Annotated in this window: 13 protein-coding genes; 6 read left to right on the top strand and 7 right to left on the bottom strand. The window is 38.5% G+C overall.

The annotated features are described in order from the left end of the window. Positions 1–384 precede the first annotated feature (384 nt). Complete coding sequence (gene proC, locus AACL23_RS02715; RefSeq protein ID WP_100096127.1) at positions 385–1,212, bottom strand: pyrroline-5-carboxylate reductase; 828 nt, start codon at positions 1,210–1,212, stop codon at positions 385–387. After that, positions 1,199–1,918 (bottom strand): YggS family pyridoxal phosphate-dependent enzyme, encoded by a 720-nt coding sequence (locus AACL23_RS02720; RefSeq protein ID WP_100096126.1) that lies wholly within the window; start codon positions 1,916–1,918, stop codon positions 1,199–1,201. The genes proC and AACL23_RS02720 overlap by 14 nt, the downstream gene beginning before the upstream one ends. A gap of 20 nt (positions 1,919–1,938) precedes the next feature. Between AACL23_RS02720 and AACL23_RS02725 the strand changes: the two genes are divergently transcribed. Together AACL23_RS02725 and epmA are read left to right on the top strand one after the other, a co-directional pair. Continuing rightward, on the top strand, positions 1,939–2,940 hold the full coding sequence (locus tag AACL23_RS02725; protein ID WP_339049991.1) for a PilT/PilU family type 4a pilus ATPase: 1,002 nt from the start codon (positions 1,939–1,941) through the stop codon (positions 2,938–2,940). 189 nt (positions 2,941–3,129) lie between these two features. After that, complete coding sequence (gene epmA, locus AACL23_RS02730; RefSeq protein WP_012738191.1) at positions 3,130–4,107, top strand: elongation factor P--(R)-beta-lysine ligase; 978 nt, start codon at positions 3,130–3,132, stop codon at positions 4,105–4,107. Positions 4,108–4,164: 57 nt separating this feature from the next. On the opposite strand, the gene mscM is transcribed toward epmA, so the two are convergent. From mscM to rsgA, 3 genes are all read right to left on the bottom strand, one after another. Next, on the bottom strand, positions 4,165–7,494 hold the full coding sequence (gene mscM, locus AACL23_RS02735) for a miniconductance mechanosensitive channel MscM (RefSeq protein ID WP_407079242.1): 3,330 nt from the start codon (positions 7,492–7,494) through the stop codon (positions 4,165–4,167). A 293-nt stretch (positions 7,495–7,787) separates the two neighbouring features. Further along, positions 7,788–8,654, bottom strand: a complete 867-nt coding sequence (asd, locus tag AACL23_RS02740; RefSeq protein WP_100097071.1) for an archaetidylserine decarboxylase — start codon at positions 8,652–8,654, stop codon at positions 7,788–7,790. 15 nt (positions 8,655–8,669) lie between these two features. Further along, complete coding sequence (gene rsgA, locus AACL23_RS02745) at positions 8,670–9,731, bottom strand: small ribosomal subunit biogenesis GTPase RsgA (RefSeq protein WP_100096124.1); 1,062 nt, start codon at positions 9,729–9,731, stop codon at positions 8,670–8,672. 109 nt (positions 9,732–9,840) lie between these two features. Here rsgA and orn point away from each other — a divergent pair, with 109 nt between their 5' ends. From orn to uspA, 3 genes are all read left to right on the top strand, one after another. Then, on the top strand, positions 9,841–10,398 hold the full coding sequence (orn, locus tag AACL23_RS02750; protein ID WP_012738187.1) for an oligoribonuclease: 558 nt from the start codon (positions 9,841–9,843) through the stop codon (positions 10,396–10,398). A 340-nt stretch (positions 10,399–10,738) separates the two neighbouring features. Next, positions 10,739–11,554, top strand: a complete 816-nt coding sequence (gene murI, locus AACL23_RS02755; protein WP_100096123.1) for a glutamate racemase — start codon at positions 10,739–10,741, stop codon at positions 11,552–11,554. A gap of 83 nt (positions 11,555–11,637) precedes the next feature. Next, positions 11,638–12,087, top strand: coding sequence for a universal stress protein UspA (gene uspA / locus AACL23_RS02760; protein WP_095034421.1), 450 nt, complete (start codon positions 11,638–11,640; stop codon positions 12,085–12,087). A 42-nt stretch (positions 12,088–12,129) separates the two neighbouring features. Here uspA and AACL23_RS02765 read toward each other — a convergent pair whose 3' ends face one another. Further along, positions 12,130–13,263 (bottom strand): multidrug effflux MFS transporter, encoded by a 1,134-nt coding sequence (locus AACL23_RS02765; protein WP_100096122.1) that lies wholly within the window; start codon positions 13,261–13,263, stop codon positions 12,130–12,132. 32 nt (positions 13,264–13,295) lie between these two features. Between AACL23_RS02765 and AACL23_RS02770 the strand changes: the two genes are divergently transcribed. Further along, positions 13,296–13,808 (top strand): hypothetical protein, encoded by a 513-nt coding sequence (locus AACL23_RS02770; protein ID WP_100096121.1) that lies wholly within the window; start codon positions 13,296–13,298, stop codon positions 13,806–13,808. On the opposite strand, the gene AACL23_RS02775 is transcribed toward AACL23_RS02770, so the two are convergent. After that, positions 13,800–15,479 (bottom strand): hypothetical protein, encoded by a 1,680-nt coding sequence (locus AACL23_RS02775; RefSeq protein ID WP_339049996.1) that lies wholly within the window; start codon positions 15,477–15,479, stop codon positions 13,800–13,802. The two genes, AACL23_RS02770 and AACL23_RS02775, sit on opposite strands and share 9 nt — an antisense overlap. Positions 15,480–16,066 lie beyond the last annotated feature (587 nt).

The following is a 16,066-nucleotide window of genomic DNA, read 5'->3' on the forward strand; positions in this document are numbered from 1 at the left end:
TCTGCTGTGCATGCCGTGTGTTTCAAATTTACTTCCGCTGTTAATAATTCACAAAAAAACCTCGCCAAACAAGGGCGAGGTGTAATCAAGAAATATGATAAATAAAACACCAGAAAATATATCTATCAACTACCTATTGTGTGTGGTTTTCATTGTATCTTTTGCAGCATTTTTCGTTATCTTCTCTGAAGACTTACCCTTTTGATGACCACTTTTTTGTTCCATTGTAGAAAGAGTTGATTTTAAAGTCATGTTAACCTCCAAGATAATAAATAAAATACCAGATTTAAAATTAAATACAAATTATTGATAATTTAATTACTTTAAATAATCAATATTTATACATTAGTCTATTTTTGAAAGTGTGCAAGTTTCAACATTTTTTTAAAAAGTGTTTTTTTCCAGGAACTCAGCTTGAGCAATAGCCGCTTTCATAGCACTGGAAACAATAGTAAATAACTGTTTTTTATTAAAAAATTCGATCGCGGCCTCGGTGGTGCCTCCTTTCGAAGTCACCTGCTGACGTAGCTCAGACAGAGAAAGAGCAGAACTTTTCTCTACCAGTGCACAAACCCCTCTCGCTGTCTGTTGTACTAATAAACGGGCACTTTCCTGACTAAAACCGAGAAGTAAAGCTTCCCTCTCTATGGCTTCCATAAATAGAAAAAAATAAGCCGGCGCACTTGCAGAAACCGCGATTACTTTATTGATATCAGCTTCATTTTTTAACCAGCAAACCTTACCGACAGAGCACATTAACTCGGTGGTAAAATGGCGATCAGCCTCATTCACTTCTTCTGCGGCAAACAACGCGGTCATTCCTTCATGCACTCTAACCGGAGTATTTGGCATCATCCGGATCAGATTTAATTTTGTGTTTAGTAATTCACAAAAACGTGAAATTGAGATACCGGTCACTACAGATAAAATTAATTTATTTGAAAAATCTATCTTTGCATCGCATAAATCTTGACATAACTCCCTGATTTTTTGAGGTTTTACAGAAAATATGATGACATCGCCCTGACGAATCGCCGACGCATTATCCGCACTACTGATAACCCCCCATTTCTTGGCAAGCACACCACGATGACCTTCAGAAGGAGCGCATACGGTAATTTTTTGAGAGGGATATCCGTTTTCGACTATCCCAGAAACGATGGCACTCGTTATATTGCCAGAGCCGATAAAAACGATCTTATGATGTTTCATTCATTTTTCCTTCGAAATGACCAAAAATACCCTCTCCAATTCGAACCAAAGTACTGCCCGCATGAATAGCAGCGGTCATATCATTTGTCATCCCTAAAGACAGAATATCCCATTCGGGATATTCTTTTTTTAATTCTAAAAATGCACTGTGCATCTCTTCAAATACCACCAATTGCTGGTGATAATCTTTTATTAGAGCGGGAATGGCCATTAAGCCGCAAAGTTTCAGTTTTGGAAGAGGGCTTATAAGACTGGCCAAATCAAACAATTCACTCAACATTACCCCTGATTTGGTTTTTTCCTTACTGATATTCACCTGAATTAACACGTTTAAATCAGGCAGATTAGAAGGTCTTTGAGCACTTAATCGCTCGGCGAGCTTAAAACGATCAACTGTGTGACACCAATCAAAATACTCTGCGACCGAGCGCGTTTTATTTGATTGTAACGGCCCGATAAAATGCCATTGCGGCTTTATATTGCCCATCCTATTTTTAGAAAAATAGTGAATTTTCTCTATTCCTTCCTGCACATAATTCTCACCAAAAGCATATTGCCCAGCTTGAATTGCTTCTGTGATCAGCTTCACAGATCTTGTTTTACTCACTGCAAGTAATTGAATTTCTTTTGGAGAACGCCCGCAATTTTGAGCATCCGATAAGATTCTTTCTTTGACATTCTGTATATTTTGCTTGATAGCATTCATTGAAATTTTGGGGCTAAGTTATGGATTTCGAAAAATGGATTGAACTTGGTGTAAAAAAGAAGGCTTCTGATTTACACCTTTGTAGTGCTCATTACCCGCGGCTACGTATTGATGGTGAGTTACAGGTTTTAGAAGGATATTCCAGAGTAGATGAGAAAGAAATTAAAATGTTGTCTCAAACACTATTGACAGAACCAAAATATCTACAATTAGCAGAAAAAGGACAACTAGATTTTGCTTTCACCCAAAATAAACAGCGGCTTAGAGGGCATTTTTTTAAGCAACAATACGGAATATCAGCGGCTTTTCGTTTCATTCCAGAATCTTGCCCTGATTTTGATGTTTTGAATATACCAGCGATCGTTCAACAATTAATGCGACAAGAAAATGGCTTAATTTTAATCACTGGAGCAACGGGTAGTGGCAAATCAACCACTCTGAACGCGGTGATTTCAGCTATGAATCAGCGTTATGCCCGTCATATCATCATATTAGAGGATCCTATTGAATATCTTCACAGAGACGGCTTGGGATTGATTCAACAAAGAGATTTAAGTTTACATACCTGTTCGGCAAATGCTGCTTTAAGTGCTGCGTTAAGGCAGGATCCTGATATTATTTTATTAAGCGAATTACGTGATTTAGAGAGCATTCGTCTTGCATTGACAGCGGCTGAAACAGGGCATTTAGTATTGGCAACGCTGCATACGCTTACTGCGGCTCAGGCGGTTGATAGACTGATCGACGTTTTTCCTGCAGAAGACAAGTCATGTGTCAGAGGTCAATTGGCTTCGAGTTTGATCGCGGTGCTTGCTCAAAAATTAGTGCTTAAAGAGGGAGGAGGACGTATTCCTTTATTTGAAGTATTGGTGCGTACCCCTGCTGTATCTCATTTAATTCGAGAAGGTAAAATCCATCAATTAGAAGATGTCATGCACAGAGGAAGACAATGGGGAATGCAAACTTTTACGCAACATAAAGAACAGCTTCAACAAGAGGGATCCTTAGCAAAAAACGCGTAACATGTGTGGATTCGAAGGGAAAGCGGTTCAAAATAAATTTTGATCAAATAAAATATCAAAAAATTGATTAATTTAATGAATGAATAAGGTGAATACTCGATTTCAATCCATTTGTTTGGCGGGTATTCTACGAGTAGAATGTATTCCCCCCCTCTGAATTATCTGGAGTAAAGTCTTATTATGAGTGCTATGAGCGAAGCGGCTAACTGGCAGCCAAGTGCTCCTATTTCCAATTTATTAAAACGCGCCGACATGATCAAAAAAATTCGGCAATTTTTTACTGACCGGGGTGTGTTAGAGGTTGATACGCCCTGTATGAGCCAAGCGACGGTCACGGATGTACATTTGTCCACTTTTGAAACCCGCTTTTTAGCTCCAACGATGGCTAAAAGCTTGTCGTTATATATGACGACCAGTCCTGAATATCATATGAAACGCCTTCTTGCTGCAGGGAGCGGCCCAATTTATCAGATGGGGCGATGTTTTCGAAATGAAGAAATGGGGCGTTATCACAATCCTGAGTTTACTTTATTAGAATGGTACCGACCTCATTACGATATGTATCGTCTAATGGATGAAGTGGATGATTTACTGCAGCAAATATTAACCTGTCATTCTGCGGAGACACTTTCTTATCAGCAGGCATTTTTACGGCATTTGAATATAGATCCCCTTTCTGCTGATGAAACTCAGATTAAAGAGGCTGCTGTGAGGCTGAATCTTGCCTCTATTACTGATAACGAAAAAGATCGTGATACTTTTTTGCAATTGCTTTTTATGGCTGGAGTCGAGCCTTATATTGGGCGTGATAAACCTGTCTTTATTTATCATTTTCCTGCTTCTCAAGCCGCCCTGGCAAGCATCAGTACTGAAGATTATCGCGTTGCAGAGCGTTTTGAGGTGTATTTCAAAGGGATTGAATTAGCGAATGGTTTTTATGAATTAACAGATAGTGCCGAGCAACAACAGCGTTTTGAGCAGGATAATCGTCAGCGTGCTGCTTTAGGCTTGCCTAAACGTTCAATTGATGAGCGTTTTATCGCTGCTCTCAAGCACGGATTACCGCCTTGCTCAGGTGTTGCATTAGGGATTGACCGTCTTGTTATGTTGTCAGTGAATGCAGAAAATTTAAGCGAGGTCATGGCTTTTCCTGTTGAAAGAGCTTGATAATAAAACGGCGTTTTTATCTTCATCTGCATTATCTGAAACAACGTTAGTGTCTCGTTATAAGCTCCCTGTTTTTCTTATATGGTTTTTATTCAAAAAAACAGCATGCTCATCGTGTTTAAAAGTATCGATTTTTGCCTGAAAAGGCGGAAAGGGCAGATCAATACCATGTTGTTGATAGCCCTCCAAAATTAACTGATGTATTGCGTGACGCAATGGCATCCGTTCCGTGATATCTGAAGCAAAAACCCGCAATTCGAAAATCTGTATGCCCTGCTCAAGATTGATTAAATAGGCTTCCGGTTCTGGATGAGTTAATGATAAAGGACAACATTTGCAGGCATTTAATAATATGGATTTGATGAGTTGGCTATTCACGTTTGCGGGGGCAGGAATATTTAATACCACACGAGTAATGGTATCTGACAGAGACCAATTAACAAATTGTTCAGTCACAAACGCTTTATTCGGCACAATGACTTCTTTTTTATCCCAATCAAAAATCGTTGTGGCTCGCGTATTAATTTTTGTCACAGTGCCGGTAAAATTACGTATGGTGACTGTATCGCCAATACGAATGGGTTTTTCAAATAAAATAATCAGACCAGAAATAAAATTAGCAAATATTTCCTGTAAACCGAATCCTAATCCCACGGTTAAAGCTGCAGCCATCCACTGCAATTTCCCCCATTCAATTCCCAAGAAAGAAAAGCCAATCATCCCCCCAGCAAGCATGATTAAATATTTAGTAATGGTAGAAATAGCGTAACCGGTGCCCGGTGTCAGATCTAAATGCTGTAGCAGCACCAGTTCTAATAGAGCAGGGAGATTACGTACCAGCTGAGCGGTCACAATAATAAAAAAAATACAGACCAGCAGCGAGCCCATAGTAATATTTTGTATATTATCTACACCATTAATGGTTGAAGCTACCTTCCAAAGGTGAATGTTTTCTAAAAAACCAAAAGCGGAGTGGATATCGGACCAAATCGTAATGACTGAAATTAACGCGATCATAGTGAGAATAAATCTCACCAAACGTAGAGATTGTGCACTGATCAGATCCAGATTGATCACGGGTTCCTCTATTTCTATGGCACTTTCGGAATTATTATAAAGATTTTCCTCTTCCCCTCGCGCCCGTTGCGCTAAAATATCAGCCCGCCGCTGTTTAGCACGTTCAAAAGCAATACGCCGTCTTTGAATCAACATCCAGCGACGAATGATGTGATAAACGATCAATAAAAAGAACCAGATGGTAACAGAGGTTTCTAAACGTGAGAGCAAAGCTTGAGCTGTTGCCAGATAACCTAATGTAGAAGCAAAGGCCGCGATCAAAGGAGCAAAAAACAACAATCGCCATAATGTGTGATTCAGTACATTGTCACAATGACCATTTTTATCCAAATAAAGAGGCACACCTGCCCGTTTTAGGCTGGTTGTCACCAGGCTAAGTGCAATACACAACAAAATAAAACAAAGGCGGCCCAAAGTACTTAAAAATTCTCTGTCATTATAATTTTGAAAAGTAATGATAGCCATCATAAGAGGCACGATAAGCCAAATGAGCATACGATAAAAACGCATGGCTCTTTTAACCTGGTCGGGGTGCCAGCGAAAATGAGAGATAAAAAGTCCATAAGGGCTGGCGAAAGTGGCGCTGATCATAAAAACCCATAACACAGGCACAGTTTCAGTCACAGCAGTACCAATACTGACCGCGATGGGATAAGACCAAGCATTTTGTAAACCATAACCCATGATTTTCCATAATATAGGTAAAGGGGATGCGATAAATATGGACCAAAATACTGTTCGGAGCGTTAAAGAAAATTGATCTTGATTGACTTTCCCGACACGGTTGTGGGTTCGTTCAAGAAAAGCATAATAGTGTCGACGCGAACCTATACTGAAAGCAACAAGGAGTAATGCGCCAATAGTCTGGAGAAGCGTTTGCTGGTTGTTTAACATTGTCATTAAAGCGCCTGAAATTTGCGAGGCGGTATTTAATGATAATAATTGCATTAAATCTTTAACGGTTTTAATAGGGTAAGCAAAGGAAACTCGATTAATGTCGGGTACCCAAAAAAGATAACGGTGAACAGCTTCTTGCACTTCATTAAGTGCGTCGACCAGTTGATTACTTGCTAATCTGATTTTGGTCAATTCTAATATTTGTGAGTCATAACCTGAAATCAGTAAATTAAGTAATTCAGATTTATGACGCATCTGAGCATCAAAAATACAGCGTTGCTGAGATGCTAAAGAGGGGCCACCTTCCTGTATTGAGATCATTTTTTTTCGTTCTTGTTCCAATAACTCTTCATAGTTCAATCGTTTAAGCCGTAAGTCAGCCATATCCTGATCTAATTTTTGTAATTTTGGTTTCTCAGGTAATTTTTCTACTTGTGTGATTAAGGTTTCGCCTAATGCGGGTGAAACAGAAAGCCATTGTACCTGCTCACGGATCGCATTTAAGGTTTGCTTGACTTTTAAAATTTCAGAATCAATTTGACGTTTTTGGTAAGAAATTGCATTCATACGTTTTGCCTGCTCGTTTAATGTGTCAGTGAGCATGCGATTGGTTTCCATGTTTTTACTGATCGATACAGGCAAATCAGCACATTCTTTTGCCATTAATTCGGTACGTTTTAAGGCTTGCTCTGCATTTTTATATCGCTGATCATTAAGATTTTTTTGCAGTATTTCTAGCAATTTATCTTTGTGTTCATGGCGTTTTTGATACAGTTCGATACGCATACGTGATAACTCTTGCCGATTATTGGACGAAAGCTGTGCTAGTTCGAGTTGATTGAGCTTTGCTCTATGTGCTAACACTTCAGCTTTCAATAAAGTCAATTGAGCTTGTTCAAGCGGCGTGAGGGGATTGCTTTTTAACTGTAACTGTTGAGTGATTTGGCTCAAAATACGTCGTATTTCGGATTGTTCCGCCGGTATTTTGAGAATCAAATCAAAAATTTGTTGGAATTCTTCTTGTTCGTGTTGTATCTGTCGAGTGAGCTCTATCAGTTGACTGTTGGTTTTTATCACCTCTTGTTCGAGTTCTTGAATTGTTAGGTTGGCTTCTATTGAAAGGGGTTTCTCATCTTCTTTTTCTATTTGTTTCTGTAAATTTTTTGTGAGACTTTCAAAATTATTAATCACTATCTGATATTTCTTTGCTTCTTTTTCAGATATCTCAGTAGCATCTAGCCAGTCTATACTGGCCTCAAGCGTTTGAATGATTTCTTTTTGATGAGGTAATTTCTGATTTGATTTGACTTTTTTTAAAAAGCTTTCGATCTGAATTTTATTTAATCGAGGTGGATCGGGGAGTGCTGTTAGAGAATATAGTAAGCCTATCAGTAACAAAATAAACGGTAATATAATACTTTTTATATAGCCTGATACGAATTGTAATTTTTCCGTTACATGATGTTTCTCCTCCTCATCTATTCTAATGTGCTCCGGTACCTGCACCGAGAACGTTTTCAATTCACCGCGCTCTATAGGTTTTTTCAAGAGGTCTATTGAAAAAAAGCAGTTTCTCAAAGGATGCACTTGTCTTCATTCGCTCCAATAGATAATTTTCTGAAAAATATTCAACTCGTTTAGCATAAAACCGACTTTGTTCAAAATTGTAAAAAATAGATCAGCATTTTTTATACAACTTTTAAAAATTAATGAAGGGCTTCCCCTAATATTTCTCCCAACCTTGTGATTGAACCGTTTTGTAAATGAGAGGCTAATTTTATTTTATTTGATACAAATAAATTAATCACAGTAGAGCCTAATTTAAAAAGCCCCATTTCTTCACCTTTTTTCAAAATAATCGGGGCTTCACTACCTTCATCAGGATAAACCCAGCGTTGAATAATGCCCTTTCTCTGGGAATCAACAGGCCCTGACCACAAAGTTTCAATACTCCCCACAATCATTGCACCTACTAAAATCTGAGCCATGGTGCCAAAGGCTGTATTAAAAATACAAATCACGCGCTCGTTGCGGGCAAACAAATAAGGGACATTCTCTGCAAAAAAAGCATTCACTGAAAACAAAGAGCCTGGAACATAAATCATTTCGCGCAGAACCCCATCACAAGGCATATGCACTCGATGGTAATCACCCGGCGCAAGATAGGTTGTCACAAATTGCCCATTTTCAAATTCTTTTGCAAGCAAAGACTGGCCGGCCAGTAAGGCCTCTAAAGAATAGTCATGGCCTTTCGCTTGTAGAATTTTATCCTTATCAATTCGGCCTGATTCACTGATTGTGCCATCTGCTGGTTGAACGAGAATGTTATCTCCTGCTGCAATAGGGCGGACATCAGAACGTAAGGAACGAATAAAAAATTCATTAAAAGAAGAATACGCAGAAAATTCAGTATATTGTGCTTCTTTCATGTTAACGCGGTAATAGGAAGCAAATATCTTAATCACCTGCTGAGTAAGCCAGCCTGCTTTTTTATTGGCAGCCCAACCGGCGAGACGAGTCAAAGCGTGTTGAGGTAATAGATATTGTAATTTAATTTTTAATTTTTTTAGCATAAAATCCATGAATATTTAATCTTGATTAAAAAGTTTTTTGCCTTTCAAAGAAGTGATTTCCGACAAAATTTGATGATAGTTATCAAAACGCTCTTTAGCGATATGGCCTTTTTGAACGGCATCACGCAGGGCACAACAGGGATCATCGATGTGTGCACAATCTCTGAATTTACAATGCCCAACATAATCACGAAATTCAATAAAACCCTGGATAATTTGCTCTTGGGTTAAATGCCAAAGACCAAATTCTCTGATCCCGGGTGAATCAATCAAATCTCCTCCTTGTTGAAAATGATACAAACGACTTGTTGTCGTAGTATGTTGACCCAGGGCGGATTTTTCTGAAAGGGCTTCAACCAGGATTTGCTGTTCAGTCGGGGGCAACAAAGTGTTCAATAAACTGGATTTTCCTACGCCCGATTGACCAGAAAAAATACTGACACGGCCTAATAAATTTGCTTGTAAATCAGCGATTCCTTCACCTGTTTGAGCCGACACTTCAAGAACAGTGTAATGAATATTTCGATAAATATTCAGCCTGAGATTGATTTTTTTTCGTTCATTGGGTGTTAATAAATCAATTTTATTTAAAAGGAGGAGCGGCTTTATATTTAAACTTTCAGAGACCACCAAATAACGATCAATCATATTAAGTGATAAATCAGGGATCACTGCTGAGACTATGACGATCTGATCGATGTTCGCTGCCATCGGTTTAATACCGTCATAAAAATCGGGGCGGGTTAAGACAGATTTTCGTTCATGAACGGCTTCTACAATACCTTTTACGTTGCGGTTTTCTTGCCTTGGTATACCAGGTCTCCAGATCACTCTGTCACCTGTCACTAAAGAAAGCACGTTCCTTCGGATATGACAGCGTTGTTGTTGACCCTGATGACCTTCTACATCTGCGTGCTGACCAAAACGGCTAATGACGACCCCTTGTTGTGGTTCACCAAATTGAGCATCGTCTAATTGATTGTTTTTATCGTCCGTGAGAGATGTCGGATGGAGTCGATATTGATGATGAGCCTGAATACGGCGGTGTTGATTTTTTGAGAGTTTATTTTTTTTCACAATATCTTTATTTTTAAATTGAAATCGCCATTTGATTATAGGTTAAACTGTATCAATCATAATACATGATTATTTTTTTAATACTAAAAGTAAGGTAGTTAATATAAGTATGGTCAAAAAATCTATCAATCATCACCAAAATTTAATTTGGATTGATTTGGAAATGACAGGGTTAGATCCTGAGCGGGATAGCATTATTGAGATTGCCACTTTGGTGACCGATGCCGATCTCAATATTCTCGCAGAGGGGCCTGTGATACAAATTTATCAATCCGATCAACAGATAGCGTTAATGAACGATTGGAACATATGTGTTCATACAAAAACAGGGTTAATTGAGCGTGTCAAAAACAGTCTCTTTTCGACAGCGGATGCAGAATCCGCCACGCTTGAATTTTTAAGAAAATGGGTGCCTGAAGGTCAATCACCGATTTGTGGTAATAGTGTGGCTCAAGATAGACGTTTTCTTTATCGTTATATGCCAAAATTGGAGGCATATTTTCATTACCGCTATCTTGATGTGAGTACTTTAAAAGAATTAGCTGCCCGTTGGAAACCTGAAATATTGCCTGGATTTAAAAAGAAAAATACACATCAGGCTTTGGAAGATATAAGGGAGTCTGTTTCTGAATTAGCCTACTATCGCGAACATTTTATTCAGAGATAAACGGTCATCAATGAGAATGGGCTCTGTGAATTTGATGAAAAATTTATTAACAGACTTATCCACATTTTATTTTTTGATTCATTTTGGATGAATTATTTTTTCCGTATTGTTATTTTATTGATTTATATATTTAAAAAATTGATTTTTTTATTTTCCAAGAGGGAATTGATCAAAATATATTTATTTTATCCACAGAAAAAATTAACGTTGATTTTTATATCATTTATTCTTTTTACGAAAAGAAAAATTAATAGTAATCAATATTTTTAATAAATTGGAATTTTCGCACTAAAAAATCTGCTTACCTTTTTTAAAAACCAAGATTTTTGTATGGATTATGATGACTTCTCAAATGAATTTTTATGATCGTGTCAGTGTGTTGATTCTTGATTCTGGGATAGGTGGTTTATCCGTATATCAAGAAATGCAAAAATTATTGCCTCACATTCATTATATTTATTGTTTTGATAATGAAGGTTTTCCGTATGGCGAAAAATCTGAAATTTTCATTTTAGAGCAAATAGTCAGAATCATGACTGCTATACAAAAAAAGCATTTTTTAAATTGCGTTATTATTGCCTGTAATACAGCGAGTACTATTGTTTTACCTATTTTGCGTCAACGTTTTTCTTTTCCTATTATAGGTGCGGTTCCTGCGATCAAACCTGCTGCACATATCACCCGTAATGGTGTTTTGGGTTTGCTGGCAACGCCAGCAACGATAAAACGCCCTTATACTTTAGATTTAATAAAACGATTTGCTAAAAATTGCCAGGTGGAACTATTAGGATCATCTGAACTCGTTTATTTGGCAGAAAAAAAAGTGCTGGGAACAGAAATTTCTATCAATATGTTTAAAAAAATTTTACAGCCATGGCTGAACCTACAAAAAGTACCAGATACGATTGTACTTGGTTGTACCCATTTCCCCTTTATCATAAATGAATTAAAGCAAATTTTTTTAAACGCGAGCATGATCCATTCAGGGGCAGCAATAGCCAAACGTGCTTTTTCTCTCATTGGATCACAACAAAATACCTCTGTGCATTCATTTAAAAATAAGGCTTATTGCGTTAAAAAAAATGGGGAGACGGAAAGCTTATCCCCTATTTTAGAAAAATATGGATTTTCAGTTTTAGAAGAGTTGTCACTCTAGCATTCTGCTATAAATTTATTTATTAAAAATATCAATAAATTAAAATACAAAAATCACAATTTAATATAAAGGAGATTTTCATCATGGCCTATCAACATATTTTGATTGCAGTTGATCTTTCTGAGGAAAGTCAAATTTTGTTAGAAAAAGCAGTTTCCATGGCAAAACCCTATCATGCCAAAATTTCTCTCATACACGTGGATGTGAATTACACCGATCTTTATACAGGTTTAATAGATCCGCCTTTTGGGGATGTTCAAAAACATATTGCTGAGGAAACGAAAAAAAAATTAACTCAGTTATCCCAAAGTACCGATTATTTTATTACTGAAACCTTAATCGGAAATGGGGCATTCGCGGAAGTTTTGGTGGATGCCGTCAAAAAATATGAAGTGGATTTAGTGCTATGCGGACATCATCAGGATTTTTGGAGTAAGTTGATGTCCTCCACTCGTCAGCTGCTGAGTGTTGTCCATGTCGATATGCTGATCGTACCTCTAAGAAAAGCAGACATCACCGAGAATCAAAATTAAAACTTAATTTTGAGTGGAGGTAATCATACTATTTTTTTATTTTCAATGACTGATTGAAGATGGCCGGCATAACCAGGCTATCATCGCACAAGCGGTAAGAACAAGGCCCAACTGCTGTACCACACCAGCCAGCCCTAGCATCAGAGCTAACAATAAATAGTAAACCAGCCCGAACAGCGCTCCTGCAGCGCCTGTCTGCTCACTATATTGACGCAAAGCATGGCTCAGTATATTGGGAATCGCGATTCCATAAGCAACAACCACCCCGACTACAGGCACCAAAATCCACGGAGAGCTCTGTAAACCCCATGCGGCAATGCCGGATAATAGTGCCAAACTGCAAGCATGACGCACCAGTTGTTCCGTGTGTTTGTTTGAAGCCAACAACTTGCGGTTTAGCAGGCTGCCAAAAAGGGATGAGAACATCAGTAAAAATCCAGTCCAACCAAAAGCCTTGGAATCCCAACCGAACTGTTCGAAAAGAAATGGTGCAAGACTGTAATAACTGAATATCATTGTATTGAGCAATGAAATCAGCATGGCATTTCGCCAAAATGAGCTGTCTCGCGCCATGCGTACAGCCAGACTGAGCATACTGTGTCCGATCGTATTTTCAGGCCGCGTTTCCGGCAGAGCAATAGCCGTCAGCACGAGCAGCAATATCGAGAACGATGACAGAGCAATAAACACCCCCATATGCCCGTAAAGACTCACCAGCCAGCCTCCGCTCAACAACCCAAACACCGGGCTCACTGCCAGCGCTGCGCCTATGATCGAAAATACGCGAGCCAATGCGGTTGACTTATAACTGTCTCTCAACATGGTTTGCACCAAGACCGAACCTGCAGCGGCACCCAAAGCTGCCACCATACGAGCCAGTAGCAACATGTTGAAATTGATAGCCACTATCGCGAGGGCTTCCCCTAAAGCATAGAAGGTCAGACCAATCATCATGGCGGGGCGTCTACCAATGCGATCGCTCAACCAGCCCCATAATACGACTCCGATGGCAAAGGAGACAAAGTAGACTGACAGTGTTTGAGCCGCTTGCTCACTGCTGACTCTGAACGAAGAAGCAATATCTGGTAGCGCCGGGCTGTAAATGGTTTGCACCAATTGTGGAAACATGATCAACAATATTAATAGCCACAGTGGAGGCTGATTTATGTTTTGCATGAAAAATCCTTAATCGTAGTGAAATGAGTGCCATGATAACGAAACCAAATATGTTAATGGAAATCACAAAGAGTAGACAGGTTGTTATAAAAAAGGATAATTCAAAAATTGAATGTTTTAATACCAGTTTGGAAGAAAAAAAGTTTTCATTGCTTATTCGGGCAGAAAAAGCAGCGCAAAAAACAACAGATGCAAAAACTAAAGTAATGGCACTTGTTAATTCAGAAAAAAATCGCGGAATGGACAAGATGCAAGAAGGCGGGGTCTCCACATTGGCCTTTATTTGGGCCGTTATCGACAACAGAAAAGCCAGAGAATTTAAGGAAAGTTTTATTTTACCCTATCTGTTACAGGAAATGACCCAGGTCTTGAGCACTACCCTCTCCGCCGACCACCTGGCCCTCAAATATGGTTTGTCTCAACGGCAAGTCTTGAATGTGATTCGATGGGCTCAAACATCCTCTGATTTAACTCAGGCACACCCCCCTATACTCGATAAAACAGATGAGGGGCGTCATAATCTGATGTCTGTTAAATCAGGTTGAAGCTGACGATGCTCTCTTAATCTCAGACACAATAAATGTTTCAGGCGTTACATATTCAGAGTCAGCATATTTCAAAAAAAAGTCATTTAATTGATTGGAGTTTTCTTTTAGCCAAATTCTAAAGATACCGATATTCGGTTCAGCAAAATATACGGCTTTTTCTTGCTTATCATTTTTTTCATCGCTAATGACAAAAGAAATTGCATGACCATTTCCAGGTTTATAAAATAAACGGATGTCTAATGATTTGTTTTCAGTAGTAGCCCAAACCTGTTTTTCTAGAAAAGCAACGGTTGACTTTAAGTTTTCTGCTGGGGCATCTTCAACCCAAAAATGATCGAGTTCTTTATACTCTATATCTCTTTCTTTAAGGTATTGTTTGGCTTTGTGCAATGAGTTTACCCTGTGGTGTAATTCATTTAACCCATGCACATATGGCAAATTAATTTTCCCTTTTCTCTGACCTTCTGAGGGATCCAGATAGAGCTTTTTTAGGAATACTTCAACCCTCTCGCCTGCTAAAACACTCAGAGAAATTGCAGTGGAGATGCCAGCGCAGATCCCATCACCAGGGCAAGCTATATCAAAACGACCTTTACCTTGACTGAACGGCATGATCAACTCAACGCCTGGGGCTGATTTAAGTAAGCCTTCCCTTTGTGCTCTTAATTTTGAACGAATAGATTCAGCCTTTGAAGAAAAAACTTTTATCGACCCATCTTTGGACAATTTCACTGTGTTTCCCCTAAGCCCCTTATTCTGCTCGAAAATAGATGTCATCTTATCTCTGTATTCATCTGCTGTTACCGGTGTACCAGCTAACTCAATGATGAACAAATCAGTTCTCCTTAAAAGGCGAAATATGCCAGCCGAATCTATTGCATTGATACCAGTCCTACTGATGTTCAGATGGGCTAATTTTGGAAGCAGCTTATCCATGTTGTGAGGCAACTGAGTCAGAATAGGATTGTCATTCAATTGTAATGAAGTTAGGTGGTTAAACTTTTTCTCCAGTAATAGTGTAGGCAAATGTGTTAAATGGCACTCAGATAAATCGAGCGTACGGATTGGGAGGTGCGCCTTACGAATTTTTCGTAAAGCTGAATGGATTAAACTTTCATCTGTAATACCTTTACAGTCCAGTTTTCCTGTTCGGGCTACCTCGTCGAGCTTATCTTGCAAAAACTTATTTTTAGTCCTTGTTCTTGGTGGCACTGGCGGTTTCTGTAGCCTTGGTGTCACTGACTTTGAGAGTAGGTTCGCTTCGTGTTCTTGTTTTAACTCTTTGTATTTTTGCTTTGTTTCTCCTGTTTTTTCTGGTACCGATGGGGGGATCTTTTCCCCTTCAGTACTTGTTGCTCTTGGCAATACTGGCTTCTGTAGCTCTGGTGCCACTGACTTTGAGAGTAGGTTCGCTTCGTGTTTTTGTTTTAACCTGTCGTATTCTTTCTTTGTTTTTGCTGTTTTTTCTGGTACCGCTGGGGGACGCTTTTTCCCTTCAGTACTTGTTGCTTTTGGCGATGGCAGTTGCGCTTTCGGTTCAGTGGTATTTGTGACAGACTGTAGGCCTTCAAATGCTTTTTCGGATGGTTTTTTTGTTGTAAGGCCTTCAAACATAGTCTTTATTTCAAAAAAATTGCTACTGTTAGGATTTACACTAGTTGGAGCCATAATATCTTCTCTTATATTTTATGTTAGTAAGTTAAATGAATAAGACTTAGGCAAAATTGAGGATTAATATCCCATCGAACACACATGTAGTGCTTATTTAGATATTTTTTCTTAAAATATATGAGGCTTGCTTAAGTTCTAATGAAAATAAATTTTAGAGAAGAGTTTAAGATTTTTTAAAAAAATCCACTTTCAAAAACCGCTCATTTTCTTTTTTTTAATTTTTTTCATTAAAATTCCTTTCGTAATAAGTGAATCACCCTAAGGTTTTTTGTCCTTAGGAGTCTTAATGTCTTTGCTCAGCACCCTGTCTCGCTCTGCCACTATTAACAAAGTCAATCTTAGGATAATCTCTGTTTTTTTGAGGAGGATGATAAAAAATGAGAAACAGGAATTATCATCCATCAAACATCAAAGATGTGTGATTTTATCAAAATTGAGCATGATATGATTAAGTATCATAAGAGAACAGGCCTTTCCGTACGATATTTGGGCACCAAATACTAAACCAAAACAATCTCATTCAGGCAATAAGGTAATGACAACACTGATGTCAGGTTTCAATAAAAGCAATAACCATCCATTAA

Source organism: Candidatus Williamhamiltonella endosymbiont of Tuberolachnus salignus, assembly GCF_964019775.1.
GTDB classification, from domain to species: Bacteria; Pseudomonadota; Gammaproteobacteria; order Enterobacterales; family Enterobacteriaceae; genus Hamiltonella; species Hamiltonella defendens.